This is a genomic window from Vagococcus coleopterorum, assembly GCF_011303955.1.
Classification (GTDB): Bacteria; Bacillota; Bacilli; order Lactobacillales; family Vagococcaceae; genus Vagococcus_D; species Vagococcus_D coleopterorum.
In genome coordinates this window covers 374,410-399,172 of record NZ_CP049886.1, presented here as the reverse complement: position 1 = coordinate 399,172, position 24,763 = coordinate 374,410, and the positions used below count along the sequence as shown (strand labels likewise).

The following is a 24,763-nucleotide window of genomic DNA, read 5'->3' as shown; positions in this document are numbered from 1 at the left end:
TTAATAGGAGGGAACAGAGACGTGGGAATTAAAAAGTATAAACCGACCTCAAATGGACGTCGTAATATGACAAGTTCTGATTTCGCTGAAATCACAACTTCTACCCCTGAAAAAACGTTATTACAACCAATGAAAAACAACGCTGGACGTAACAACATGGGACGTATTACAGTTCGTCATCAAGGTGGCGGTCACAAACGTCAATACCGTGTTATTGACTTCAAACGTAACAAAGACAACGTTGTTGGACTTGTTAAAACAATCGAGTACGATCCAAACAGATCTGCTAACATCGCTTTAATCCACTATACAGATGGTGTGAAAGCATACATCTTAGCACCAAAAGGATTAGAAGTAGGAATGCAAGTTGTATCAGGAGAAAATGCTGATATTAAAATTGGTAACACATTACCATTAGCTAACATTCCAGTTGGTACTGTAATTCACAACATCGAAATGAAACCAGGTAAAGGCGGACAATTAATCCGTTCTGCTGGTACTAAAGCTCAAGTGTTAGGTAAAGAAGGTAAATACGTATTAGTTCGCTTGAACTCAGGCGAAGTTCGTATGATTCTTGCTACTTGTCGCGCTTCAATCGGTGCTGTAGGTAACGAACAACACGAATTAATCAACATTGGTAAAGCCGGCCGTAGCCGTTGGATGCGCAAGCGCCCAACTGTTCGTGGTAGCGTAATGAACCCTAACGATCACCCACATGGTGGTGGTGAAGGTAAAGCTCCAATCGGACGTCCTAGCCCAGTTACACCTTGGGGTAAACCAACGCTTGGTTACAAAACTCGTAATAAAAAAGCTGCATCTGACAAACTTATTGTTAGACGTCGTAAAACAAAATAATAAAAGACTCATGGCTGCTTAAGCCATATAATTTGAGAGGAGGTTCACCATGGGCCGTAGTTTGAAGAAGGGACCTTTTATTGATGAGCATTTAATGAAAAAGGTTGAAGCTCAAAAAGATTCTGAAAAGAAAAGTGTCATTAAAACATGGTCACGTCGTTCAACAATCTTCCCTAACTTTGTAGGGTATACAATTGCTGTATACGATGGACGTAAACATGTTCCAGTCTATATTCAAGAAGACATGGTAGGACACAAATTAGGTGAATTCGCACCAACAAGAACATATCGTGGGCACGTTGCAGACGATAAAAAAACAAAACGCTAATTATTGAGGGGAGGAATTTCAAATGTCAGAACAAATTACTTCAGCAAGAGCAACTGCAAAAACAGTTCGTACTTCACCTCGTAAAACGCGTATTACGATCGATTTAATCAGAGGGAAAAGCGTAGCAGAAGCTATTTCAATCTTAAAATTCACGCCGAACAAACCAGCGGGAATTATTGAAAAAGTATTGATGTCAGCTGTTGCCAATGCAGAAAACAACTATGATTTAGATGTTGAAAACTTGGTAGTTTCTGAAGCATTCGTAAACGAAGGACCAACGATGAAACGTTTCCGTCCTCGTGCGAAAGGTTCAGCTTCACCAATCAACAAAAGAACAAGTCACATTACAGTAGTAGTGACTGAGAAGTAAAAAAAGGAGGGACAACCAGTGGGTCAAAAAATTAATCCTACGGGACTTCGTGTCGGCGTTATCCGTGATTGGGACGCTAAATGGTATGCAGAAAAAGAGTATGCAGAATACCTACATGAAGATTTAAAAATTCGTAAATTTGTCTCATCTAGACTAGCCGATGCCGCTGTGTCGAAAGTTGAAATTGAACGTGCTGCAAAGCGTGTTAATGTTTCACTACACACTGCTAAACCAGGAATGGTTATTGGTAAAGGTGGATCTGAAGTTGAGAACGTTAGAAAAGAACTAGTAAAAATTACTGGTAGAAAACCTAATGAAATCCACATCAACATTGTGGAAATCAAAAAACCAGATTTAGATGCAAAATTAGTAGCAGAAGGTATTGCTCGTCAATTAGAAAATCGTGTGGCTTTCCGTCGTGCGCAAAAACAAGCAATCCAACGTACAATGAGATCAGGAGCTAAAGGGATTAAAACTCAAGTTTCAGGTCGTTTGAATGGTGCAGATATTGCCCGTGCTGAAGGTTATTCAGAGGGTACAGTTCCACTTCATACATTACGTGCTGATATTGACTATGCATGGGAAGAAGCGGATACTACATACGGAAAACTAGGAGTTAAAGTGTGGATTTACCGTGGAGAAATTCTTCCTGGAATGAAAAACATTGAGAAAGGAGGGAAATAATCATGTTAGTACCTAAACGTGTAAAACACCGTCGTGAGTTTAGAGGTAAAATGCGTGGAGAAGCTAAGGGTGGTAAAGAGGTTGCATTCGGAGAATACGGTTTACAAGCTGTTGAATCAAAATGGATCACTAACCGTCAGATTGAAGCATCACGTATCGCTATGACTCGTTATATGAAACGTGGCGGGAAAGTGTGGATTAAAATTTTCCCTCACAAATCTTATACATCGAAAGCAATTGGCGTTCGTATGGGTAAAGGTAAAGGAGCTCCAGAAGGTTGGGTAGCACCAGTTAAACGTGGTAAAATCATGTTTGAAATTGCTGGCGTACCAGAAGACGTAGCTCGTGAAGCGTTAAGACTTGCTTCTCACAAATTACCTGTTAAAACTAAGATTGTAAAACGCGAAGAAATGGGTGGTGAATCGAATGAAGGTTAAAGACATCAAAGCGTTAACCACTGCCGAAATGCTTGTTAAAGAAAAGGAATTCAAAGAAGAATTATTCAACTTAAGATTCCAACTTGCTACAGGTCAGCTAGAAAACACTGCACGTATTCAAGAAGTGCGCAAATCGATTGCACGCATTAAAACAGTGTTGCGTGAACAAGAAAAGTAACATTGGAAGGAGGCCATTAACGAATGACTCAAGATCAAGAAAGAAATCAACGTAAAGTTTACCAAGGTCGCGTCGTTTCAGATAAAATGGACAAAACAATTGTCGTTGTAGTTGAAACTCGTAACGCTCACAAGAAATACGGTAAACGTGTTAAATATTCAAAAAAATATAAAGCGCACGATGAAAACAATGTTGCGAAAGCAGGAGACATCGTGAAAATTATGGAAACTCGTCCATTATCCGCTACAAAACGTTTCCGTTTATTAGAGGTCGTTGAAGAAGCAGTTATTATCTAATCGAGTTTTTCCTATATAGATTTAAGCTTAAAGTCTGAAAGGGGGATACTATAGTGATCCAAACAGAAAGTCGTTTGAGAGTTGCTGATAACTCAGGTGCTCGTGAAGTACTAACAATTAAAGTGTTAGGCGGATCAGGACGTAAAACAGCGAACATCGGTGATATCATCGTAGCTACTGTTAAGCAAGCCACTCCTGGTGGTCTTGTTAAAAAAGGTGAAATCGTTAAAGCTGTAATCGTTAGAACTAAAACTGGAGCTCGTCGTACTGACGGTTCTTACATTAAATTCGATGAAAATGCTTGTGTAATTATCCGTGACGACAAGAGTCCTCGTGGAACACGTATTTTCGGACCAGTCGCTCGTGAATTACGTGATAGCAATTTCATGAAAATCATTTCACTTGCACCGGAAGTATTATAATTAATTATTGTCCAAAGGAGGTGCCAAACAATTATGTTTGTTAAAAAAGGCGATAAAGTAAAAGTTATCACTGGTAAAGACAAAAATAAAGAAGGCGTGGTTTTAACTGCGTTTCCAAAACAAGATCGTGTCATCGTTGAAGGTGTTAACATGATCAAAAAACATCAAAAGCCTAGTGCTGCTGCTCCTCAAGGAGGCATCATTGAAACTGAAGCGTCAATTCACGTTTCTAACGTAATGATCGTAGATCCAGCTACTGGTGAACCAACTCGTGTTGGATTTAAAGATGTTGATGGTAAAAAAGTCCGTGTTGCTAAACGCACAGGAAATGTATTAGATAAGTAATAAAGAACGAAAGGAGGGACCTACATAATGAACCGCCTGAAAGAAAAATATGTAAAAGAAATTACTCCATCATTAATGGAAAAATTTAACTATTCATCAGTTATGCAAACACCAAAAATTGATAAAATTGTTATCAACATGGGTGTTGGTGAAGCTGTAACAAACGTTAAAAACTTAGATAAAGCCGTTGAGGAATTGACTATTATTTCTGGTCAAAAACCAATCATTACAAAAGCTAGAAAATCTATCGCTGGTTTCCGTTTACGTGAAGACATGCCTATCGGTTGTAAAGTTACTTTACGTGGCGAAAGAATGTTTGAATTCTTAGACAAACTAGTAACAGTTTCTCTACCTCGTGTACGTGATTTCCACGGTGTAAGCAACAAAGCATTTGATGGTCGTGGTAACTACACTTTAGGGGTTAAAGAACAATTAATCTTCCCTGAAATTGACTACGATTTAATCGACAAAGTTCGTGGTATGGACATCGTTATCGTTACAACAGCTAACACTGACGAAGAGTCTCGCGAATTATTAACACAACTTGGAATGCCATTCCAAAAATAATAAAAGGAGGCGAATCACTTGGCTAAAAAATCAATGATTGCTAAAAACAAGCGTCCAGCAAAATTCTCAACACAAGAATATACGCGTTGTGAACGTTGTGGTCGTCCACATTCAGTTTATCGTAAATTTAAACTTTGCCGTATTTGCTTCCGCGAACTTGCCTATAAAGGACAAATTCCCGGCGTGAAGAAAGCTAGCTGGTAACAAAAAACCCGCATAAAGGAGGTAAATAGTTCAATGGTCATGACAGATCCAATTGCAGACTTCCTAACACGCATTCGTAATGCGAACATGGTTAAACATGAAATGTTAGAAGTACCTGCGTCAAAAATCAAACTTGATATCGCAGAAATCTTGAAACGAGAAGGTTTCATCCGCGACGTAGAAACAATTGAAGATGATAAACAAGGCATCATTCGTGTTTTCTTAAAATACGGTAAAAATGAAGAGCGTGTTATCACTAACTTAAAACGTATTTCAAAACCTGGTTTACGTGCTTATGTTAAAGCTGATGAAGTACCAAAAGTCTTAAATGGTTTAGGTATTGCTATCGTTTCAACATCTGAAGGTGTTATCACTGATAAAGAAGCAAGAGAACGTAACATTGGTGGAGAAGTTATCGCATACGTGTGGTAATTGAAACAAATCTGAAGGAGGTGTCTTGAGTGAGCCGTATTGGTAATAAAGTTGTAATCATCCCTGCTGGTGTAACAGTTGACCAAAAAGGAAATGATATTACAGTTAAAGGACCTAAGGGTGAATTAACTCGTACTTTCGTAAGTAACATTGCAATGAATGTTGAAGGTAACGAAGTAACATTTACTCGTCCAAATGATAATAAAGAAAACCGTGCCTTACATGGTACGATGCGTGCTAACTTCAACAACATGGTTATTGGTGTTAGTGAAGGCTTTGAAAAAGCTTTAGAACTTATCGGGGTTGGGTACCGTGCGCAATTACAAGGATCAAAACTTGTTCTTAACGTTGGGTATTCTCATCCAGTAGAGTTTAACGCTCCAGAAGGCATTACAATCGAAGTTCCTAATAACACAAGTGTTATTGTTAAAGGAGCAAACAAAGAACATGTTGGCGAATTAGCTGCTAACATCCGTGGAGTTCGCCCTCCAGAACCTTACAAAGGCAAAGGTATTCGCTATGTTGGTGAACACGTACGCCGTAAAGAAGGTAAAACAGGTAAATAATAAACTACTGACTTTGAGGTTGGGATTTAGATCTTATGACCTCCAAGTAGCATAGTTTAGACAAATAAAATTAAAGAGGTGACAATTGTGATTTCAAAACCAGATAAGAATAAAGTACGTTTAAAAAGACATGCACGCGTACGTGGTAAAATCTCTGGTACTGCTGAGTGCCCACGCTTGAACGTTTTCCGTTCTAACAAAAACATCTACGCACAATTAATTGATGACGTAGCGGGTGTGACGCTAGCAAGTGCCTCAACCTTGGATAAAGGTATTTCAGGAACAAAAACTGAATCAGCTCAAGCTGTCGGCGAAGCAATCGCTAAAGCTGGAAGCAAAAAAGGTATTAAAAAAGTTGTTTTTGACCGTGGTGGATACTTATACCATGGCCGTGTTGCAGCACTAGCTGAAGCAGCACGCGAAAACGGACTAGAATTTTAGTAGAAGGAGGAACACCATTCATGGTTTATATTGATCCAAAAGGTTTGGAATTAGAAGACCGCGTTGTTGCGATTAACCGTGTAACAAAAGTTGTTAAAGGTGGACGTCGTCTACGTTTTGCTGCTCTAGTTGTGGTTGGTGACAGAAATGGTCATGTAGGATTTGGTACTGGTAAAGCACAAGAAGTTCCAGAAGCCATCCGTAAAGCAATTGAAGATGCTAACAAAAACTTAATCGAAGTACCGATGGTTGGTTCTACTATCCCTCACGAAGTTATCGGAGTTTATAGCGGTGGACGCATTATGATGAAACCTGCTGTAGCCGGTGCCGGAGTTGCCGCTGGTGGCCCTGTTCGTGCCGTATTAGAATTAGCTGGAGTTGCTGATGTAACAAGTAAATCACTAGGTTCAAACACACCAATTAATGTTATTCGTGCAACAGTCGAAGGACTTTCACGTCTAAAACGTGTTGAAGATGTGGCTGAATTACGTGGTAAAACTGTAGAAGAAATTTTAGGATAAGGAGGACAAAATAATGGCTGAGTTAAAAATTACTTTAAAACGTAGCGTTATCGGACGTCCTCAAAACCAAAAAGATACAGTTAAAGCTTTAGGTTTGAAAAAAACTAACAGCTCTGTTGTGAAAACTGATAATGTTGCCATTAAAGGTATGATCAACACTGTTTCACATTTAGTGGACGTAGAAGAAGTTTAATAATTTGATTGATTACTAAAAGAGGAGGTGCCAATAATATGAAACTTCATGAGTTAAAACCTTCAGAAGGTTCAAGACACGTACGCAATCGCGTTGGTCGCGGAACTTCATCTGGTAATGGTAAAACTGCAGGACGTGGACAAAAAGGTCAAAAATCTCGTTCAGGTGGTGGCGTACGTTTAGGATTCGAGGGTGGTCAAACACCATTATTCCAACGTTTACCAAAACGTGGTTTTACTAACATTAACCGTAAGGAATATGCCGTAGTAAACTTAGATGTTCTTAACAGATTCGAAGATGGAACTGAAGTAACACCAGCATTGCTAGTGGAATCAGGTATCATCAAAAACGAAAAATCTGGTATTAAAGTATTAGCTAAAGGTGAGTTAACTAAGAAATTAACAGTGAAAGCTGCTAAATGTTCTAAGTCAGCTCAAGAGGCTATCGAAGCCGCTGGCGGTTCAATCGAGGTGATCTAATGTTTAAACTGTTGAAAGATGGTTTTAAGGTTAAAGATATTCGTAAGAAAATATTTTTCACTCTATTCATTTTATTAGCTTTCCGAATCGGAGCGCATATTACTGTTCCAGGTGTAAATGCTGGAGCACTTGCTGAATTAAGCAAAAACCCTCTATTTACAATGATGAATACAGTAAGTGGTAGTGCTATGGAGAATTTCTCACTGTTCGCAATGGGTGTTTCTCCGTACATCACGGCCTCAATTGTTATTCAATTGTTGCAGATGGATATTGTACCTCGTTTTGTTGAATGGTCTAAACAAGGTGAAGTTGGTCGTCGTAAACTAAATCAAGCAACTCGTTATTTAACTTTAGTACTTGGATTTATCCAATCTATTGCTATCACGGCTGGATTTAATCGTTTTGCGGGAACAGGTTTAGATTTTGTTGAAAAACCAAATGCTACGACTTTCGTAACAATTGGGATTATTTTAACAGCTGGGACAATGTTGGTAACTTGGATGGGTGAACAAATCACAGATAAAGGCATCGGAAACGGTGTTTCAATGATAATTTTTGCAGGTATTATTTCGCGATTACCGTCCGGTATCAAGAATATAATCGAAACATATTTTATTAATATTAAATCTGGAGAATTATGGAAATCTATTCTATTCGTTGTATCACTTGTAATTGCGATTTTATTAATCATCACGTTTGTGACGTATGTCCAACAAGCTGAACGAAAAATTGCTATTCAATATACAAAACGTGTAGCTGGTGCTCCACAAAGTAGTTATTTACCATTAAAAGTAAATGCAGCTGGTGTTATTCCAGTAATCTTTGCAAGTTCACTTATTTCAACACCAAGTGCTATTATGCATTTATTTGCAAGCACAAAAGGAGATCAAACATGGTTTAAAGTGTTATCTCAATTATTTGATTATTCTACTATTCCAGGTGGAATACTCTATACTGTGTTAATTGTAGCCTTCACGTATTTTTACGCGTTTGTTCAAGTTAATCCAGAGAAAGTTGCTGAAAACTTACAAAAACAAGGAAGTTATATTCCGAGTGTTAGACCAGGTAAAGGGACAGAGAAATATATCTCTGACTTGCTACTTCGTTTAAGTACAGTTGGTTCAATTTTCTTAGCATTAGTGGCTATTTTGCCAATCATTGCACAAAACATCTGGCATCTGCCACCGTCTATCGGTTTAGGTGGAACTAGCTTGTTAATTGCAATTGGTGTTGCGTTGGAAACAACTAAACAACTTGAAGGGTTATTGATGAAGCGTCAGTATAAAGGATTTATCGTCAAGTAAGAGTTAAATAACTCGAACTTTTTAGGAGGAAGAACGTTATGAATCTTGTTATAATGGGGCTGCCAGGAGCTGGTAAAGGAACTCAAGCAGAGCGTATCATCGATGCCTATGGTATCCCGCATATTTCTACTGGAGATATGTTTAGAGACGCAATGAAAAACGAGACCGCCATGGGATTGGAAGCAAAATCCTATATTGATAAGGGAGCGTTAGTTCCTGACGAAGTTACCAATGGTATTGTGAAAGAACGTTTAGCACAACCAGATACAAAATCTGGCTTCTTGTTAGATGGTTTCCCACGTACAATTGATCAAACAAATGCATTAGAAGAAATTCTTAAAAGTTTAGACAAGAAGATTGATGCTGTCATCAATATTCATGTAGAAGCGGATATCTTAGTAGATCGCTTAGCTGGCCGATTCATTTGCCGAGATTGTGGTGCCACTTATCACAAAGTGAACAACAAACCTAAAGTTGAAGGTACATGTGACCGTTGTGGAGGACATGATTTCTACCAACGTGAAGATGATAAACCTGAGACGGTTAAGAATCGTTTATCTGTCAACATTACAGGTAGCCAACCAATCTTAGAATTCTACGAAGATCAAAAACTTCTACAAACAATCGATGGAAATCGTGAAATTGATGCTGTTTTTGCTGACGTTAAGTCAATCATTGATAGTATTTAATTGAAACATGAACAGTAACGAACTATTCTTGTTAACTTGTCAAACTTATCACCAAAAGGTAAGGCTTAAATCGTTAGTTTCCTTTGAATAGCTAGCTTGCTATGCTATAATGTATTGGTTAAGGCGTTTTTAATTGTTGACAATGAATCCCAACGATTATGATCGTGTGAATAACACGAAACAAGTATAAGGAGGTACTATTTGTGGCGAAAGAAGAAATGATTGAAATTGAAGGTACAGTCGTCGAAACTTTGCCGAATGCAATGTTTAAAGTAGAATTGGAAAACGGACACGTAATTCTAGCGCATGTATCTGGTAAAATCAGAATGCACTATATTCGTATCCTTCCAGGAGATAAAGTGACTGTTGAATTATCACCGTATGATTTAACGCGTGGTCGCATTACTTATCGCTTTAAATAGTTGTACTCCGTAAAATTCAAGGAGGTATAATCATGAAAGTAAGACCATCAGTAAAACCAATTTGCGAAAAATGCAAAGTAATTCGTCGTAAGGGACGCGTTATGGTTATTTGTGAAAATCCAAAACATAAACAACGTCAAGGATAATGGAGGTGTAGTATAAATGGCTCGTATTGCAGGAGTAGATATCCCTCGTGACAAACGTATTGTTATTTCATTAACGTATATTTTCGGTATTGGAAAAACAACTGCGCAAAAAGTCTTAGAGACTGCAGGAGTATCTGAAGACATTCGCGTTCGTGAACTAACGAATGATCAATTAGATAAAATCCGTGCAGAAGTGGATAAATTAAAAGTTGAAGGTGACTTACGTCGCGAAACAAACTTAAACATTAAACGTTTAATGGAAATCGGTTCATACCGTGGTATCCGTCACCGTCGTGGTTTACCAACACGTGGACAAAATACTAAGAACAATGCTCGTACTCGTAAAGGCCCAGCACGTTCAATCGCTGGTAAGAAAAAATAATTCATAAGTGAAGGAGGTTAGATCTTCATGGTAGCAAAAAAAGTTAGCAGAAAACGCCGTGTGAAAAAGAATATTGAATCTGGGATTGCACATATCCACTCAACATTCAATAATACAATCGTAATGATTACCGATGTTCATGGAAATGCTATTTCTTGGTCATCAGCTGGATCATTAGGATTCAGAGGTAGTAAAAAATCAACACCTTTTGCAGCTCAAATGGCAGCAGAAGCAGCAACTAAAGTTGCAATGGAACATGGTTTAAAAACTGTAGATGTTACAGTTAAAGGACCTGGTTCAGGACGTGAAGCAGCAATTCGTTCATTACAAGCAACAGGATTAGAAGTGACAGCAATTCGTGACGTCACTCCAGTTCCGCATAATGGATGCCGCCCTCCAAAACGCCGTCGTGTTTAATGAGCGTCTTTCATTTTAAGTGCGAACTTAATAACGTCATTGAACAAGACACTTTCAGTTTGAAGGGGGTATAGAGAAGAATGATTGAATTTGAAAAACCAAGAATTACTAAAATTGATGAAGATCGTGATTATGGAAAGTTCGTTATTGAACCACTAGAAAGAGGTTACGGTACAACTTTGGGTAACTCACTTCGTCGTATCTTATTATCTTCTTTACCAGGTGCAGCCATTACAACGTTACAAATTGATGGTGTTTTACATGAGTTCTCAACTGTAACAGGTGTGAGAGAAGATGTGACTCAAATCATTTTAAACATTAAAGGTTTAGCCTTAAAGCTTTATGCTGAAGAAGAAAAAACATTAGAAATTGATGTTACTGGACCAGCTAATGTAACTGCAGGTGATATTATCACTGATAGCGATGTTGAAATCTTAAATAAAGATTTACACATTTGTACAGTTGCTGAAGGGGCTACTTTCCGTGCTCGTCTGACTGTTAAACCAGGTCGTGGTTATGTACAAGCAGATGAGAATAAAACTGAAGATATGCCAATTGGTGTTTTACCAGTTGATTCAATTTATACACCAATTCGTCGTGTGAACTACCAAGTAGAAAACACTCGTGTTGGACGTAGAGATGATTTTGATAAACTGTCATTAGATGTTTGGACTGATGGATCAATCATGCCACAAGAAGCTATTAGTTTAGCTGCTAAAATTCTGACTGAGCATTTAGATATCTTTGTAAACTTAACTGATGAAGCTAAAAATGCTGAAATCATGGTTGAAAAAGAAGAAACTCAGAAAGAAAAAATGTTGGAAATGACCATTGAAGAGTTAGACTTGTCAGTACGTTCATACAACTGTCTGAAACGTGCCGGTATTAATACCGTTCAAGAATTAACTGATAAATCTGAACCAGAAATGATTAAAGTCCGTAACTTAGGTCGTAAATCTTTAGAAGAAGTTAAAATTAAACTTCATGATTTAGGATTAGGATTACGTCAGGACGACTAATACTTTCTTAAAAAGGAGGGAAACACATGGGTTACCGTAAATTAGGACGCACAAGCAGCCAACGTAAAGCTATGTTGCGTGATTTAACAACTGATTTAATCATCAACGAAAGAATCGTAACAACTGAAGCTCGCGCTAAAGAAGTACGTTCAACTGCTGAAAAAATGATTACATTAGGTAAACGTGGAGATCTTCATGCTCGTCGTCAAGCTGCTGCTTTCGTAAGAAACGAAGTTGCTGATGTACGTGAAGAAAATGAAGGTGTTGTGGTTGAAACTGCATTACAAAAATTATTCAGTGATATCGCACCTCGTTACGCAGAACGTAATGGTGGTTATACACGTATTTTAAAAACTGAACCTCGTCGTGGCGATGCTGCGCAAATGGTAGTTTTAGAATTAGTATAGTCATTTAATAACTATCACTTTCTAGATGATTCATTTAGAGTGTTATGATGTTGGGGGATTTCCTCCGAGTCTAGCTCGTTGCAACTCTCTGGTAGTTTTACCAGAGAGTATGCACTCATCATAAAATATTTTTATCTGTCTATGATATTCATAGTTAGATAAAAGTATTTTAAAAGAAGCAACTAAGGAATGAATCATAAAAAAGTGTTGTTGGCAGATTTGAATTGTTGTCACTCAGCCTAATATTTGTTAATCTTATATTTAGAAATGTATGATTAGCCCAAGTAAAAGCTAACAATCATCTGTTAGCTTTATTTTTTTAATCAAAAAGAAGCCATGAGAGGAAACTATTATGAAACCAATAATTGAACTAAATAATTTGAAATTTAAATATGATGATGATTCAGATAAATATGCATTAAATGATATTTCTTTTTCTATCAATGAGGGTGAATGGGTCGCGATTATTGGTCATAATGGTTCTGGTAAATCGACACTGGCTAAGACGATAAATGGGCTAATTTTGCCCGATAGTGGCAGTTTAAAAGTGTGTGGGTTAGATATGACAGAAGAAAATGTGTGGGAAATTCGTAAAAAAGTCGGCATGGTTTTTCAAAATCCTGACAATCAATTTGTTGGTTCAACAGTAGAAGATGATGTGGCGTTTGCTCTTGAAAATCAAGGAGTTCCACGAGATGAAATGCTCACTCGTGTTGAAAATGCTTTAGAAAAAGTTCGCATGACAGAGTTTAAAACCAAAGAACCGGCACGTTTATCTGGTGGACAGAAACAACGTGTTGCAATTGCTGGAGTAGTTGCGCTAAGTCCTGATGTCATTATTTTGGATGAAGCTACAAGTATGCTTGACCCAAAAGGGCGTTTTGAGGTAATATCTGCAATCAAGGAAATTAAATCAGAAAAAGATTTAACAGTCATTTCGATTACCCATGATATTGATGAAGCGGCCCATGCGGATCGTATTTTTGTCATTAAACAAGGGGAATTAATTGATGAGGGTGATGCAGATGATATTTTCTCTGCGGGTGAAGAATTAGTTAATATGGGATTGGATGTCCCATTTCCTGAAAAATTAAAAAAGGAATTAAGTCGTTTAGAAGTGTCAGTACCTGATGAGTACTTGTCTGAAGAAGGGATGGTTGATTGGTTATGCAAATTGAATTTAAACAAGTAGGATTTGTCTACCAACCAAATAGCCCCTTTGAGCATAGAGCATTAAAAAATGTTGATCTAACAATCCAAGATGGTGCCTATACTGCAATTATTGGTCACACAGGAAGTGGTAAATCGACATTGTTACAGCATTTAAATGCATTGTTAAAACCGACAGAAGGTCAAGCTATAATTGGTGACCGTGTGATTAACAAGGAGTCTGACAATAAAAATTTAAAAAGCATTAGACAGGAAGTAGGAATAGTTTTTCAATTCCCAGAAGCACAATTGTTTGAAGAAACAATTGCTAAAGATATTGCTTTTGGTCCTAAAAATTTTGGTGCTACTGATGAAGAATTGGGTGATTTAGTAAAAGAATCACTTGAAATGGTCGGATTAGATGAGAGTTATATGGAAATCTCACCATTCGATTTATCAGGTGGTCAAATGCGTCGTGTTGCAATTGCTGGTGTATTAGCGATGAAACCAAGTGTTTTAGTACTTGACGAACCAACTGCTGGATTGGATCCGCAAGGGCGTTTGGAAATGTTGGAAATGTTTGAACGATTAAATAAAGAAAAAGGCATTACAATTGTTCTCGTAACACATGTCATGGATGATGTTGTAAATTATGCTGATAATGTTGTTGTGCTTGAAAAAGGAACAGTCGTTAAATCCGGATCACCTAAGGACGTTTTTGATGATGTTCAGTGGTTAAAAGAAAAACAACTGGGTGTTCCTACTGCGAGTGAGTTTGCATTGAAACTTATTGATAAAGGTTTACAATTTGATGAGTTACCATTGACATCAAAGGAATTAGCAGCAGAACTCGCAAAATTATCTGTTAAGAAGGCGGGTGACGCGTCATGTTAGAAAAATTAATATTTGGACGCTATATTCCCGGTCAATCAGTTATTCATAACTTAGATCCTCGGGCAAAACTTTTAGCAAGTTTTTATTTCATAGGATTAATTTTCTTATGTAATAATTGGCAATCGTATTTACTTGCCTTTGCCTTTACACTTGTTGTCATTAAGCTATCAGGAATTAGTTTGAAGTTCTTCATAAGAGGAGTTAAGCCCCTTATATGGTTGATTTTATTCACGGTTATTCTCCAAGTGCTCTTTACTAAGGGCGGAACAACTTATTTTGAGTGGGGTGTTATTTCAATTACCCAATTTGGGTTAATGAATGGAGCGTATATTTTTTGTCGTTTTGTCTTAATTATTTTCATGTCGACATTACTGACGTTAACGACTGCTCCCTTAGCTTTATCAGATGCAATTGAGTACTTGCTAAGACCGCTTAAAGTAATTAAGTTTCCGGCACACGAAGTATCGTTAATGCTTTCAATTGCCTTACGCTTTGTTCCCACACTAATGGATGAGACAGAAAAAATTATGAATGCACAACGTGCTCGTGGTGTTGACTTTAGTGAAGGTAATTTAGCACAACGCATGAAAGCGATTGTTCCATTGTTGATTCCGCTGTTTGTAAGTAGCTTTAACCGCGCTGAAGATTTAGCTGTTGCCATGGAAGCTCGTGGTTATCAAGGTGGAGAAGGTCGTACAAAATACCGTAAACTACAGTGGCGAATGAAAGATAATATGGTTATCATTGCGTTTGCATTATTAACAATTGGTTTGGTATTTTTACGTTATTAATTCAAAGCATCTTCTATAGAAGATGCTTTTTTATAAGGAGACATCAACATGGCAAGATATAAAGCAGTCATAGCATATGACGGAACAAATTATTGTGGATTTCAGACACAAGAAAATGGAAAGACAGTCCAATCCGAACTTGAAAAGACCTTAACAAAATTTAATAATGGCATTCATGTCCCAATTCAGGGTTCTGGAAGAACAGATTCTGGTGTCCATGCTGAAGGGCAAGTCATTCATTTTGATATGCCGAATGAGCGTGATGAAGAAAAATTACGCCACGCTTTTGATACCCAGTCGCCAGCAGATATTGCGGTGAAATCAGTTGAAATGGTAGATGATGAATTTCATGCTCGTTACCTGGCGAAGGGGAAGACCTATCATTTTTATGTTGACACAAAACGTCCTCGTAGCCCTTTTACGAGATATTATGCGGCATTCTTTCCCTATGATTTAGATATTAAAAAAATGCAAGAGGCTGCAAAACTATTATTGGGGACACATGATTTCTCAGGTTTTTGCGCAACTGGAACTGAAATAGAAGATAAAGTCCGCACAGTTTATCAAGCAGATGTAGAAGAAATCGAACCAGGTCGATTGAGATTTAGTTTTTCTGGTAATGGTTTTTTATATAAGATGGTGCGTATTATGGTTGGGACGTTATTGAAAATCGGGAATGATCGGATGGAAGTAGAGAATATTTCGAAAATATTGGAAACAAAAGATCGCAATTTAGCAGGACCAACAGCCCATCCAGAGGGGCTATATCTGATGGAAGTTCGATATGAATAATGAAAATAAAAATGATATTTATTTCCGGAAAGCATTGACATCGCAGTGATTTAACTATATCATGATAGATGGTATTGTTTGCCCCACGATGAGCCCCGGAAACTTATCGCGTCAAACAAAAACAGACTTATAAATTGGAGGAAACAAAAGTGCGTACAACATATATGGCCAAAACTGGCGAAGTAGAACGTAAATGGTACGTAGTGGACGCTACAGACATCCCAATGGGACGTTTATCTGCAGTAGTAGCATCTATTCTACGTGGTAAAAATAAACCAACATTCACACCTCATGTGGATACAGGCGATTTCGTAATCGTAATCAATGCAGACAAAGTTAAATTAACAGGTAACAAAGCTAAAGACAAAATGTACTACCGTCACAGCATGTACCCAGGTGGTTTAAAATCAGTTTCTGCTGGTGAATTACGTGATAAAAACTCTCGTCGTTTAATTGAAACATCAATTAAAGGCATGCTTCCTAAAAATACTTTAGGACGTAAACAATTATCTAAATTACACGTGTACGGCGGAGAAGAGCATTCTCACCAAGCACAACAACCAGAAGTTTTAGATATTACTAACCTAATTTAAGGAGGAAAAATCATTGGCTAAAGTACAATATATCGGCACAGGCCGTCGTAAAAATTCTGTAGCTCGCGTTCGTTTAATGCCAGGTACAGGTAAAATCGTTATGAATGATAAAGCAATCGAAGAATATATTCCACATGCTGACTTACGTGCAGTTATCAACCAACCATTTGCTGCTACAGCAACTGAAGGTGCGTATGACGTATTCGTAAATGTTCACGGTGGTGGATATTCAGGTCAATCAGGCGCTACTCGTCATGGTATCGCTCGTGCGTTATTAAACGTTGATCCAGATTTCCGTGCTCCATTGAAATCAGCTGGTCTTCTTACTCGTGACTCACGTATGGTTGAACGTAAAAAACCAGGTCTTAAAAAAGCCCGTAAAGCTTCACAATTCTCAAAACGTTAATTCGTATATACAGAATATACCAACACTCTCCATCTGGAGGGTGTTTTTTTATAGACACAATTCCGACGTATGTTACAATGAATAAAGAATATTTGAAGGGGATGTGCAGGTTAATGAGTAAGAAAACAACCATTAAAGATGTGGCAAAGTTAGCAGGCGTTTCAACAGCTTCAGTATCTCAAGTTCTAAATGGCAATGCTAATAGTTTTCATAAAGATACCGTTGCCCGAATCATTGCTGCAAAAGAATCGTTGAATTATACACCGAATTATTTTGCTCAAAAAATGACTAAAAAAAGTAGCCAAATGATTGGCGTTTTAGTACCTGATATTAGTAATCCATTCTTTTCGACCTTAGTAAGTGGTATAGAGGATGTTTTATATAAAAATGGTTATATTACAATTTTAAGTAATGTTGGTTTTGAAGCAGAAAAGGAAAAGAAACATATTGAAGAGTTTGGAAGAAGAGAAGTGGATGGTTTTGTTGTGGCTTCTTCGGCTACTTCGAAAGTAGAGGCGGCAGCTCAACTTAATAAAGAAGGTAAGCCATATGTTCTTTTAGATCATGAAACAGTTTACGCTAACGGTGATGCCATTTCTGTTGATAGTTATGGCGGTGGTGAGCTAGCCGGACGACACCTACAAGAGTTAGGTCATAGAGATGTGGTAATTGTTGCACCCGTCAATCCTTCAGCAACTATTCAAAATAGAATATCTGGTTTTTTACGAGTTTTTCCAAATTGTAAAAATGATATAATTTACACCGATTTATCTCCAGAAGGTGGTCGAATTGCGGCTGCAGAGGTTGTTAAAACTGCTGCTACAGCGATCTTTGCAATAAATGATGAGCTTGCAATAGGGCTTAGTTCTGGATTGTCAGAGTTAGGTAAAAGCGTCCCTGCTGACTATAGCTTAATTGGGTATGATAATATTGCAATGGGTAATTATATTAAACCCAAATTAACAACTATTGCTCAGCCTATTACAGAATTAGGTGAAAGAACGGCATCTATGTTGCTTTCAAGAATCGCTAATCCAACTAAAGATCCAGAACATATTATCTTACCAGTCAAATTAATTAAAAAAGATTCGACAGCACCCTTGAACTAATATTTAAGGTGTGCTATATTTTTGTCAGAGAGTTAAACCGTTTTAATAAACCGATTTAACTAAATGTGTTACCAATATAATTATTAAAGGGAAATGGAGCGGATAAAAATGAATGCGGTTACAATAATTGGGAGTGTTAATCTAGACACAACACTTCGTGTCAATGAAATGCCAAAACCTGGGGAAACATTACATGCAGTTGAACACTTTACTTCCGGTGGTGGAAAAGGTGCCAACCAAGCTGTTGCAGCGAAACGATTGGGAGCAACAACTAACTTTATCGGTGCGATTGGTAATGATAAAGAAGGTACAGTAATGATGGAGTTATTAAATCAAGAAGAAGTTAACACAGATGCCGTTGCAGTTATCGAAGGTGAATCAACGGGGCAAGCTTTTATCGTTGTTGATAGCCATGGTGAAAATAGTATTATGATTTATTCAGGTGCAAACAATGAATTTACACCAGCGCATGTTAATGCGTATAAAGAAACTATTAAAGCAAGCGATTTTTTAATTGCTCAATTTGAAAGTGATATGGATTCAACTATTGAAGCGTTTAAAATTGCAAGAGATTGTGGTGTGAAAACTATTTTAAACCCTGCGCCTGCGTTGGAAAATGTTCCTCAAGAATTATTAGCGGTAACGGATATGATTATTCCCAACGAAACGGAAACAGAAATTATCACAGGCATTAAAGTCACTGATGAAGAAACAATGAAAGAAGCTGCCAAGGCACTTCACGAATTAGGTATTGAAGCAGTTATCATTACAGTTGGCAGTAAGGGTGCATTTTTCGACAATGGTGTTAAATCAGGTATTGTACCTGCCTTTAAGGTTGAAGCAGTGGATACAACAGCAGCTGGAGACACGTTTATTGGTGCTTTAAGTAGTGTTCTTAAAGCGGATTTTAGTAATTTAGAAGAAGCGATTCTTTTTGGTAATCAAGCGTCATCATTAACAGTTCAAAGATTTGGTGCCCAACCATCAATTCCGTATTTAAACGAGCTAAACAAATAAATTAATTGGGGGCTTTAAAATGAAAAAAACTAAAGTAATTAATTCAGATATCTCACGAGTTATTTCACAAATGGGTCATTTTGATAAATTAAGTATTGGTGATGCTGGCATGCCAGTTCCAATGTCTGTTGAAAAAATTGATTTAGCTGTGACACATGGATTACCAACGTTTATGGATGTTTTAAAAAATGTCTTGGAAGAACTTGAAGTTCAAAGAATCTTTTTGGCGGAGGAAATTAAAACAGCAAACCCAAATATCTTAGCTGAAATTAAAGAAACATTACCAACGACAGAAATTATTTTTTATCCACATGAAGAAATGAAGAGAGATTTAAATAATTGTCATGCGTTTATTAGAACAGGCGAAGTAACACCATATGCAAATGTTGTTTTAGAAAGTAATGTTGTTTTTTAAAGAAAATAGGTTTGTTGAAATGAAAATACAAATTAATAGGAGTGTGTAAAATGAATGCTACAGCTTTATTAATCGGATTAGGACCTTTATTAGGTTGGGGGTTGTATCCAACTATTGCTTCAAAAATCGGGGGAAGACCAGTTAACCAAATACTTGGATCGACATTAGGAACATTAATTTTTGCCCTTGTATTTGCCTTTGTTCAAGGAATTGAGTTAGCGAGTGGTAAAGATTTAATTTTTGCAATTTTATCAGGTGTGGGTTGGGCATCCGCTCAAATCATTACGTTCAAATCATTTGGTATGATTGGATCATCTCGTGCGATGCCGATTACAACTGCCTTCCAACTGTTAGGCGCATCATTATGGGGTGTTATTGCTCTAGGTAACTGGCCAGGTGTAACGGCTAAGGTTCTAGGAAGTCTTGCATTAGTTTTAATCGTTATTGGGGCGGCATTAACCGTTTGGTCAGAAGAAAAAAATCAAGAAAATTCAAGTTTATTAAAAAAAGCGATTATTTACTTAGCTATTGGTGAAATTGGTTATTGGGCATACTCAGCAGCGCCACAAGCAACTAATTTAGATGGTATGCAAGCCTTTCTACCGCAGGCAATTGGTATGTTGCTGGTAGCAGTTGTTTATGCAGTTGTTTTATCAGGGAAAGAAAAGTCAGCCTTTTCAGAAGTGGTGACATATAAACATATTTTCTCTGGTTTCTTCTTTGCTTTTGCAGCATTAACATATTTAATTTCTGCACAACCGAACATGAATGGATTAGCGACAGGATTTATTTTATCTCAAACTTCAGTTATTTTGGCAACATTAACAGGTATCTGGTTCTTGGGACAAAAGAAAACAACAAAAGAAATGCGTGTTACAGTGTTAGGGTTAGTATTAATTATTGTCGCAGCGACAGTAACTGTCTTAATATAAACTAAAAGTCTAGCCATCTGGGCTAGACTTTTTTATTGACTGGAAAGAGAATGCATCTCGTGATAAAATAAACGAGATGTTTCAATTGAAAGGAACCTAACTTATGACTATTACAAAAATAAAAAATGATTTAAAAGCGATTAATCTAAAATTTAATGAGCCACTTGCGAAGTATACATATACGGAAACTGGTGGACCGGCGGATGTGTTAGCATTTCCAAAGACGGTTTCAGAAGTTAAAGAAGTGTCAGAATATTGTACTGTTAATAATATTCAGATGACAATTCTTGGGAATGCAAGTAATCTAATTGTTAGTGATCTAGGTATCGAAGGGTTAGTTATGATATTAACGGATATGTCAGCATGTGAAGTGGTTGGCACAGAGCTTCATGTTGAAGCGGGTGCCAAACTAATCGATACGGCTCGTGTTGCACTAGAGGCAGGTTTAACGGGGTTAGAGTTCGCTTGTGGTATTCCTGGCAGTATTGGGGGGCAATGTATATGAATGCTGGGGCCTATGGTGGAGAAGTTGCGGATGTTGTAAAAACAGTTGATTACATTACCCAAACAGGTGAAGTTAAAACCTTAACGAATGAGGAATTAAAGTTCTCTTACCGTCATAGTATTTTTCAAGATGAACCAAGTATTATTTTATCAGTTGTTTTTGCCTTGGAAAATGGTGATAAGGCTGTTATTAATGAGAAAATGCTTGAGTTAACAGACTTACGTGAAAGTAAGCAACCGTTGGAATATCCATCTTGTGGCAGTGTTTTTAAGAGGCCAGAAGGGCACTTCACTGGTAAGTTAATCCAAGATGCCGGACTGCAAGGTTATCAATTAGGTGGAGCGCAGGTTTCAGAAAAACATGCTGGGTTTATTGTCAATGTAGACAATGCTACGGCAACAGACTATGTTCAATTAATTGCACATATTCAAGATGTGATTAAAGAAAAATTTGATGTGAGTTTAGAAACGGAAGTTAGAATAATTGGCAGAAAATAAAAAGAGAAGCGCTCAGCGCTTCTCTTTTTATTTATGATCAGGTGATAAACTTGTAGCTTTAAAGATGGCATTAACAATTAGCGGAGTGATAATAATCGCTGCAATTAATTCAGGAATACCATTTGTAAATGCTAAGGCTGCTAAAAATTTAAATAAGCCATCGGTATTTGTTTCAAATGCCGAGGCAACTGGTCCGCTGTAAAGTAAGCCCATCAAACCTAATACTAAAACAGTATTTGTAATAGTTGCGGCCGTTGCCGCAGTGACAGTTGCAATATTTTGTTTACCAGTTTTTTTGTAAATAGTAATGAATAAATAACCTGCGACAGCTCCGACGGCAATTCTTGGTAAAACAGAAATGATAGGATTGGTGAAAACTAACGAATCTAATGGCATTGTCGGCATTGTCCAAGCTCTAATTAAGGTGATCAGGCCCCAGACTAAACCGATGAACATGCCATCTTTAGGCCCTAATGTAATCGCTGCGATAATCACAGTAATATGAATGATTGTGATATTCACAACCCCCAATGGGATGTATCCCATGAAAGGAATCATGCCCTGGACAATAATAATCGCCGTTAAAATTGCTCGAATGGTTAATTGATAAGTATTTCTTTTTCTATTTTTGTTTTTCATAAGTGCTCCTTCAAAATAACGTATTGTTATAATTTTAAAGGAGTTACTCCTTTAAAGTCAAGTGAGACAATGCTGTCAATGCATTCTTACTTAGTAACGTTTACTAAGTAACGCCCAGTCATTTCACCTTGCAATAGTTTATTGAAAGCAGGTACTAAATCTGACAGGCTAACGGTGTCGGAAATAATGCATTCTAAATTATCAGGGTGCATATCTGTGGCTAAGCGATTCCAAATGTACAATCGTTTTTCAAAAGAAATGTTAACAGAATCAATTCCTAAAATACTCACGCCTCTAAGAATATGTGGTAAGACGGTTGTTTCGAATTTAATCCCACCAGCATTACCGCATAGTGCAATGCTACCATCGTAACTAATTTGTGGGATAATGGCCTCTAGTTGTTTGCCACCAACAGTATCAATGACGTAATCGAAATTTTGAGCCATTAAAGGTTTGATTTTATCAGGGGTGAACTCTTCAGGAGAAAGTACTTTCGTTAAACCAAGTGAGTTGAAAAAATCTTTCGCTGTTTCTTTTTTACGTGTTAAAGCGGTTATATTGTTGTATCCTAACGTTTTAAGAATACTGATAGCAATACTTCCGACACCACCAGATGCACCCGTTACTAGAATACTAGCATCATTTTTTTGACGAAGTCCTTGTCGTTCGATGGCGTTCACAGCTAAAGCCGCTGTTAGACCTGCTGTCCCTAACGTCATGACGTCTTTTAATGACATCCCTCCTGGAATGGGAACAATCCATTCATTAGGAACTTGAGCATATTCACTAAAGCCGCCACTATGTGCGACCCCAGTTTTGTAACCTGTAACAAGTACTTCTTGGCCAATTTTAAATTGTGAATCTCCTGACTCGACAATTATTCCACTTAAATCAATCCCAGGGATAATTGGGTATGAACGAACAACCCCTGATTTAGGATTGGTTGCGAGAGCATCTTTATAGTTGATGCTTGAATAGGCAACTTTAATTAGGACATCTCCATCGGATAATTGATCTTTAGTGATACGTTTGATTTTTGGTTCAATTAGTTCTTTTTCATTATAATCGAGCATTAAGGCGTTAAATTCTTTCATTCTATTCCCTCCTCAAAATGATAAAACATTGACTAACTTTAGTATAAGTAATTTTTGTGACAAAAGCGATTGTTATTGCTAATTATGATTGAATTATAAGAAGGAAATTAGTATACTGAATTAACTAGTAAACAATTTGTTTAGTAATATCAAACAAGAGGAAGGGCTGGTTTAATGAGTATTGGTAGTAAGATAAGAAACTTAAGAATTCAAAAAAATCTAACACAGGAAGAATTGGCGGAACGAACAGATTTAAGTAAAGGCTACATCAGTCAATTGGAACATGATTTTAGCTCGCCGGCAATGGATACTTTTTTTAATATTTTAGAAGTGCTGGGTACAACACCAGCTGCCTTTTTCAAAGGACAGAGTGATGAGCAAAAGGTTGTTTATACAAAAGAAGAACAAACAATTTATTGTGATGAAGAGATGGGGTATCAAGTGAACTGGCTAATTTCTGAGTCCAACGAAAAGGAAATGGAGCCTATTTTATTAAGCTTAGACAAGCAAGGAGAATATAAGGAATTTGATCCATCTGAAGCTGAAACTTTTGTTTATATTTTATCAGGCAGTGTGTCCCTGGAATTAGGTACAGAAAAGTATGCTGTAGGTTCAGGTGAGAGCTTATACTTTAAGGCAGTTGCCAATCATAAAATTAAAAACACAGCAAATGGTCGCAGTGATATTTTAATTGTTGTAACAGAATCATACTTATAGTGAGGTGCGAATTTAATGAAGGAACCGATTATTACATTTAAAAAAGTTAAGAAAAATTATGATGAGACGGTGGTCTTAAATAACGTCAGTTTTGATATTGAGCAAGGTAAATTTTACACATTACTAGGCCCATCAGGTTGTGGAAAAACAACTATTTTACGATTGATTGCCGGGTTTGACGAAGCTAGTCAAGGTGAAATTTTACTTGAAGGAAAACGAGTGAATGATATTCCAGCAAATAAGCGAAAAGTAAACACGGTATTTCAAGACTATGCCTTATTTCCCCATATGAATGTTTTTGAAAATATTGCTTTTGGTTTGAGAATTAAAAAAGTTTCTCAAACAATCATAGAAGAAAAGGTAAAAGAAGTTTTGAAAATGGTTCAATTAGACGGCTTTGGTAATCGTGAAATCAGTGAAATGTCAGGTGGCCAACGTCAAAGAGTTGCAATTGCGCGTGCGCTTGTTAATGAGCCAGAGGTATTGCTTTTGGATGAACCACTGTCTGCCTTAGATTTGAAGTTAAGGACAGATATGCAATACGAATTAAGAGAATTACAAAAGCGTTTAGGCATTACATTTATTTTTGTGACACACGATCAAGAAGAGGCGCTCGCTATGAGTGATGAGATATTTGTGCTAAGAAAAGGGAAAATCATTCAAAGTGGAACTCCAGTTGATATTTATGATGAACCAATTAATCGATTTGTGGCGGATTTCATTGGCGAAAGTAATATTGTTCCTGGAAATATGATTGAGGATAACTGCGTAGAATTTGTTGGCAAGAGTTTCGAGTGTGTTGATGGTGGAATGAAATCAAATGAATCAGTCGAAGTGATGATTCGCCCTGAAGATTTATCATTAACAACTGTTGAAAATGGTAAGCTGCAAGTTAAGGTGGACAGTCAGTTATTTAGAGGAGTTCACTACGAAATTGTGGGACATGATGATGATGGCAATGAATGGGTGGTCCATTCTACAAGAAAAGCGAAAGAAGGCTCAAGAGTGGGGCTTTCTTTTGAACCGGAAGACATTCATGTTATGCGTTTCAACGAAACGGAAGAAGAATTTGATGCAAGACTAGAAAGTTACGACGAAGAGTAAGGAGG

The 24,763-nt window shown here is 37.3% G+C and carries 39 protein-coding genes and 1 pseudogene; 38 read left to right on the top strand and 2 right to left on the bottom strand.

The window, feature by feature from the left end; translation table 11 throughout:
- Positions 1–21 precede the first annotated feature (21 nt).
- The 36 genes and pseudogenes from rplB to murB all read left to right on the top strand — a co-directional run bounded on the left by rplB (position 22) and on the right by murB (position 21,204).
- Positions 22–855 carry a 50S ribosomal protein L2 gene (gene rplB, locus G7081_RS02000; RefSeq protein WP_166006961.1) on the top strand — a complete coding sequence of 278 codons (834 nt, stop codon included), beginning with the start codon at positions 22–24 and terminating at the stop codon, positions 853–855.
- A gap of 49 nt (positions 856–904) precedes the next feature.
- On the top strand, positions 905–1,183 hold the full coding sequence (gene rpsS, locus G7081_RS01995) for a 30S ribosomal protein S19 (protein ID WP_166006959.1): 279 nt from the start codon (positions 905–907) through the stop codon (positions 1,181–1,183).
- Positions 1,184–1,205: 22 nt separating this feature from the next.
- Positions 1,206–1,553, top strand: coding sequence for a 50S ribosomal protein L22 (rplV, locus tag G7081_RS01990; RefSeq protein WP_166006957.1), 348 nt, complete (start codon positions 1,206–1,208; stop codon positions 1,551–1,553).
- An 18-nt stretch (positions 1,554–1,571) separates the two neighbouring features.
- Positions 1,572–2,237: a 30S ribosomal protein S3 gene (gene rpsC, locus G7081_RS01985; RefSeq protein WP_166006955.1), complete on the top strand. Its 666-nt coding sequence runs from the start codon at positions 1,572–1,574 to the stop codon at positions 2,235–2,237.
- 2 nt (positions 2,238–2,239) lie between these two features.
- Positions 2,240–2,674, top strand: coding sequence for a 50S ribosomal protein L16 (gene rplP / locus G7081_RS01980; RefSeq protein ID WP_166006953.1), 435 nt, complete (start codon positions 2,240–2,242; stop codon positions 2,672–2,674).
- Positions 2,664–2,852, top strand: a complete 189-nt coding sequence (gene rpmC, locus G7081_RS01975) for a 50S ribosomal protein L29 (protein ID WP_166006950.1) — start codon at positions 2,664–2,666, stop codon at positions 2,850–2,852. The genes rplP and rpmC overlap by 11 nt, the downstream gene beginning before the upstream one ends.
- A 23-nt stretch (positions 2,853–2,875) precedes the next feature.
- Positions 2,876–3,148 carry a 30S ribosomal protein S17 gene (rpsQ, locus tag G7081_RS01970; RefSeq protein WP_166006948.1) on the top strand — a complete coding sequence of 91 codons (273 nt, stop codon included), beginning with the start codon at positions 2,876–2,878 and terminating at the stop codon, positions 3,146–3,148.
- A gap of 53 nt (positions 3,149–3,201) precedes the next feature.
- Positions 3,202–3,570, top strand: a complete 369-nt coding sequence (gene rplN / locus G7081_RS01965) for a 50S ribosomal protein L14 (protein ID WP_166006946.1) — start codon at positions 3,202–3,204, stop codon at positions 3,568–3,570.
- Positions 3,571–3,603: 33 nt separating this feature from the next.
- Complete coding sequence (rplX, locus tag G7081_RS01960; protein WP_166006943.1) at positions 3,604–3,915, top strand: 50S ribosomal protein L24; 312 nt, start codon at positions 3,604–3,606, stop codon at positions 3,913–3,915.
- A gap of 24 nt (positions 3,916–3,939) precedes the next feature.
- The gene (gene rplE / locus G7081_RS01955; protein ID WP_238786666.1) at positions 3,940–4,482 is read left to right on the top strand and encodes a 50S ribosomal protein L5; all 543 of its coding nucleotides are present in this window, start codon (positions 3,940–3,942) and stop codon (positions 4,480–4,482) included.
- 18 nt (positions 4,483–4,500) lie between these two features.
- Positions 4,501–4,686, top strand: coding sequence for a type Z 30S ribosomal protein S14 (locus G7081_RS01950; protein ID WP_016184192.1), 186 nt, complete (start codon positions 4,501–4,503; stop codon positions 4,684–4,686).
- A gap of 33 nt (positions 4,687–4,719) precedes the next feature.
- A complete protein-coding gene (gene rpsH, locus G7081_RS01945; RefSeq protein WP_166006938.1) occupies positions 4,720–5,118 on the top strand; it encodes a 30S ribosomal protein S8 in 399 nt (132 codons plus the stop codon).
- Between the two features lie 29 nt (positions 5,119–5,147).
- A complete protein-coding gene (gene rplF, locus G7081_RS01940) occupies positions 5,148–5,684 on the top strand; it encodes a 50S ribosomal protein L6 (RefSeq protein WP_166006935.1) in 537 nt (178 codons plus the stop codon).
- An 87-nt stretch (positions 5,685–5,771) separates the two neighbouring features.
- Complete coding sequence (rplR, locus tag G7081_RS01935) at positions 5,772–6,125, top strand: 50S ribosomal protein L18 (RefSeq protein WP_166006933.1); 354 nt, start codon at positions 5,772–5,774, stop codon at positions 6,123–6,125.
- 20 nt (positions 6,126–6,145) lie between these two features.
- Positions 6,146–6,646 (top strand): 30S ribosomal protein S5, encoded by a 501-nt coding sequence (rpsE, locus tag G7081_RS01930; protein WP_166006931.1) that lies wholly within the window; start codon positions 6,146–6,148, stop codon positions 6,644–6,646.
- A 13-nt stretch (positions 6,647–6,659) separates the two neighbouring features.
- Complete coding sequence (gene rpmD / locus G7081_RS01925) at positions 6,660–6,839, top strand: 50S ribosomal protein L30 (RefSeq protein WP_166006928.1); 180 nt, start codon at positions 6,660–6,662, stop codon at positions 6,837–6,839.
- Between the two features lie 38 nt (positions 6,840–6,877).
- Positions 6,878–7,318: a 50S ribosomal protein L15 gene (rplO, locus tag G7081_RS01920; protein WP_166006926.1), complete on the top strand. Its 441-nt coding sequence runs from the start codon at positions 6,878–6,880 to the stop codon at positions 7,316–7,318.
- Positions 7,318–8,622: a preprotein translocase subunit SecY gene (gene secY / locus G7081_RS01915; protein ID WP_166006924.1), complete on the top strand. Its 1,305-nt coding sequence runs from the start codon at positions 7,318–7,320 to the stop codon at positions 8,620–8,622. The genes rplO and secY overlap by 1 nt, the downstream gene beginning before the upstream one ends.
- Positions 8,623–8,660: 38 nt before the next feature.
- Complete coding sequence (locus G7081_RS01910) at positions 8,661–9,311, top strand: adenylate kinase (RefSeq protein WP_166006922.1); 651 nt, start codon at positions 8,661–8,663, stop codon at positions 9,309–9,311.
- 203 nt (positions 9,312–9,514) lie between these two features.
- Entirely contained in the window at positions 9,515–9,733 is a 219-nt protein-coding gene (gene infA / locus G7081_RS01905) for a translation initiation factor IF-1 (RefSeq protein ID WP_077275915.1), read from the top strand.
- Between the two features lie 32 nt (positions 9,734–9,765).
- Positions 9,766–9,879, top strand: a complete 114-nt coding sequence (gene rpmJ, locus G7081_RS01900; RefSeq protein ID WP_009488082.1) for a 50S ribosomal protein L36 — start codon at positions 9,766–9,768, stop codon at positions 9,877–9,879.
- 16 nt (positions 9,880–9,895) lie between these two features.
- Positions 9,896–10,261, top strand: coding sequence for a 30S ribosomal protein S13 (gene rpsM, locus G7081_RS01895; RefSeq protein WP_166006920.1), 366 nt, complete (start codon positions 9,896–9,898; stop codon positions 10,259–10,261).
- 27 nt (positions 10,262–10,288) lie between these two features.
- Positions 10,289–10,678 carry a 30S ribosomal protein S11 gene (gene rpsK, locus G7081_RS01890; RefSeq protein WP_166006918.1) on the top strand — a complete coding sequence of 130 codons (390 nt, stop codon included), beginning with the start codon at positions 10,289–10,291 and terminating at the stop codon, positions 10,676–10,678.
- 80 nt (positions 10,679–10,758) lie between these two features.
- Positions 10,759–11,697 carry a DNA-directed RNA polymerase subunit alpha gene (locus tag G7081_RS01885; protein WP_166006915.1) on the top strand — a complete coding sequence of 313 codons (939 nt, stop codon included), beginning with the start codon at positions 10,759–10,761 and terminating at the stop codon, positions 11,695–11,697.
- 26 nt (positions 11,698–11,723) lie between these two features.
- Positions 11,724–12,104, top strand: a complete 381-nt coding sequence (rplQ, locus tag G7081_RS01880) for a 50S ribosomal protein L17 (protein ID WP_166006913.1) — start codon at positions 11,724–11,726, stop codon at positions 12,102–12,104.
- 352 nt (positions 12,105–12,456) lie between these two features.
- Positions 12,457–13,296: an energy-coupling factor ABC transporter ATP-binding protein gene (locus tag G7081_RS01875; protein ID WP_166006911.1), complete on the top strand. Its 840-nt coding sequence runs from the start codon at positions 12,457–12,459 to the stop codon at positions 13,294–13,296.
- Positions 13,272–14,147, top strand: coding sequence for an energy-coupling factor ABC transporter ATP-binding protein (locus G7081_RS01870; protein ID WP_166006909.1), 876 nt, complete (start codon positions 13,272–13,274; stop codon positions 14,145–14,147). Before G7081_RS01875 ends, G7081_RS01870 begins: the two co-directional genes overlap by 25 nt.
- Positions 14,141–14,938, top strand: a complete 798-nt coding sequence (locus G7081_RS01865; RefSeq protein WP_166006907.1) for an energy-coupling factor transporter transmembrane component T family protein — start codon at positions 14,141–14,143, stop codon at positions 14,936–14,938. The genes G7081_RS01870 and G7081_RS01865 overlap by 7 nt, the downstream gene beginning before the upstream one ends.
- A gap of 48 nt (positions 14,939–14,986) precedes the next feature.
- Entirely contained in the window at positions 14,987–15,730 is a 744-nt protein-coding gene (gene truA / locus G7081_RS01860) for a tRNA pseudouridine(38-40) synthase TruA (protein ID WP_166006905.1), read from the top strand.
- A gap of 164 nt (positions 15,731–15,894) precedes the next feature.
- The gene (gene rplM / locus G7081_RS01855) at positions 15,895–16,323 is read left to right on the top strand and encodes a 50S ribosomal protein L13 (RefSeq protein WP_338064556.1); all 429 of its coding nucleotides are present in this window, start codon (positions 15,895–15,897) and stop codon (positions 16,321–16,323) included.
- A gap of 13 nt (positions 16,324–16,336) precedes the next feature.
- Positions 16,337–16,729: a 30S ribosomal protein S9 gene (gene rpsI / locus G7081_RS01850; protein ID WP_166006901.1), complete on the top strand. Its 393-nt coding sequence runs from the start codon at positions 16,337–16,339 to the stop codon at positions 16,727–16,729.
- Positions 16,730–16,842: 113 nt separating this feature from the next.
- Entirely contained in the window at positions 16,843–17,838 is a 996-nt protein-coding gene (gene rbsR / locus G7081_RS01845) for a ribose utilization transcriptional repressor RbsR (protein ID WP_238786653.1), read from the top strand.
- A 108-nt stretch (positions 17,839–17,946) separates the two neighbouring features.
- Entirely contained in the window at positions 17,947–18,855 is a 909-nt protein-coding gene (gene rbsK, locus G7081_RS01840) for a ribokinase (protein WP_166006899.1), read from the top strand.
- A gap of 19 nt (positions 18,856–18,874) precedes the next feature.
- Positions 18,875–19,270, top strand: a complete 396-nt coding sequence (rbsD, locus tag G7081_RS01835; protein ID WP_166006897.1) for a D-ribose pyranase — start codon at positions 18,875–18,877, stop codon at positions 19,268–19,270.
- A 50-nt stretch (positions 19,271–19,320) separates the two neighbouring features.
- Positions 19,321–20,202: a ribose/proton symporter RbsU gene (gene rbsU / locus G7081_RS01830; protein ID WP_166006895.1), complete on the top strand. Its 882-nt coding sequence runs from the start codon at positions 19,321–19,323 to the stop codon at positions 20,200–20,202.
- A gap of 103 nt (positions 20,203–20,305) precedes the next feature.
- Positions 20,306–21,204: pseudogene (gene murB / locus G7081_RS01825) on the top strand (UDP-N-acetylmuramate dehydrogenase).
- Between the two features lie 27 nt (positions 21,205–21,231).
- Here murB and G7081_RS01820 read toward each other — a convergent pair.
- Together G7081_RS01820 and G7081_RS01815 are read right to left on the bottom strand one after the other, a co-directional pair.
- Positions 21,232–21,843, bottom strand: coding sequence for an ECF transporter S component (locus G7081_RS01820; RefSeq protein WP_166006893.1), 612 nt, complete (start codon positions 21,841–21,843; stop codon positions 21,232–21,234).
- 86 nt (positions 21,844–21,929) lie between these two features.
- The gene (locus G7081_RS01815; protein WP_166006891.1) at positions 21,930–22,937 is read right to left on the bottom strand and encodes an acrylyl-CoA reductase family protein; all 1,008 of its coding nucleotides are present in this window, start codon (positions 22,935–22,937) and stop codon (positions 21,930–21,932) included.
- 174 nt (positions 22,938–23,111) lie between these two features.
- On the opposite strand from G7081_RS01815, the gene G7081_RS01810 reads away from it, so the two are divergent.
- Complete coding sequence (locus G7081_RS01810; protein WP_166006888.1) at positions 23,112–23,654, top strand: helix-turn-helix domain-containing protein; 543 nt, start codon at positions 23,112–23,114, stop codon at positions 23,652–23,654.
- Positions 23,655–23,669: 15 nt separating this feature from the next.
- Entirely contained in the window at positions 23,670–24,758 is a 1,089-nt protein-coding gene (locus G7081_RS01805; RefSeq protein ID WP_166006886.1) for an ABC transporter ATP-binding protein, read from the top strand.
- The last annotated feature ends 5 nt before the right edge of the window (positions 24,759–24,763 follow it).